This is a genomic window from Paenibacillus sp. R-74696 (genome assembly GCF_055814915.1).
In genome coordinates, this window is the sequence record NZ_JBPULM010000014.1 from 1 (window position 1) to 871 (window position 871).

Sequence of the window (871 nt, forward strand, 5' to 3'; positions counted from 1 at the left end):
CATAACGCAGGAGGCCGTAGCCGACCCCTTTGTCCGGGATCGCTCGCAGCGTTTCCTTCACTCGCTTGATCTGCTGCGACAAGCTCATCTCTGGCTTCATCTCCAGCACCACCGGGTACGCGCTCGTGAACCAGCCGACCGTCCGGCTGACATCCACATCCGGGAGGATCGTTTCCCTGCCATGTCCTTCCAGCATGATCCCCACACGCCCCATACCGCTCCACGACTGAACCGCCAGCGCCAGCGCGGTGAGCAGCAAGTCATTAATCTCCGTTCCGTAGGCGCGGTGCGCTTCTTTCAACAGTTGCTGCGTCTGGACTTGCGACCACTCCACGGCCAGCGTTTGGCTAGCTGCTAGCGTGGTGGCTTCTGAAGCTACTGAGTCGTAATCCTTGGGCAGCGGCGGAACCGCCAGCTCTACGATCCGTTTCCAGTACGCACGCTGCGCCTCCATCGCCGGACTTCCTGCATAAGCGCTCCATTGCTGCGCCCACGTCTGGAATGCGTCCGTTTTCTGCGGCAGCCGGATGTCTTTCCCTTGTACCGCTTGCTCGTAAGCAGTGGCAAAATCTTCGAACAGAATTCGCCAAGACACCCCGTCCACGACCCAGTGATGAATGACGAGGAGCAAATGATCCCCATCCTCACACTGGAACAAGCCCAACCGCATGAGCGGGCCGCTCGCTAGCGAAATGCTGCCTTGCAGCTCCGCAGCAGCGGCTTCGACCTTTTCGCTCCATCCGGGCTCACCCCGGAAATCGAAAACGTCCAACCTGTAAAGCTCACCGTCCGCCACCTTCCGGTTCCAAGCGACATAGCTGCCTTCCTCGGTCTGCGTCAGCGTCATCCGCAGCGCGTCATGATGGGTCGC

Annotated in this window: 1 protein-coding gene; it reads right to left on the reverse strand. The window is 60.2% G+C overall.

From position 1 onward, the window contains the following. Positions 1-871 (reverse strand): condensation domain-containing protein (locus ACSR9A_RS02715; RefSeq protein ID WP_473755471.1); only part of this gene is annotated, 871 nt, incomplete at both ends.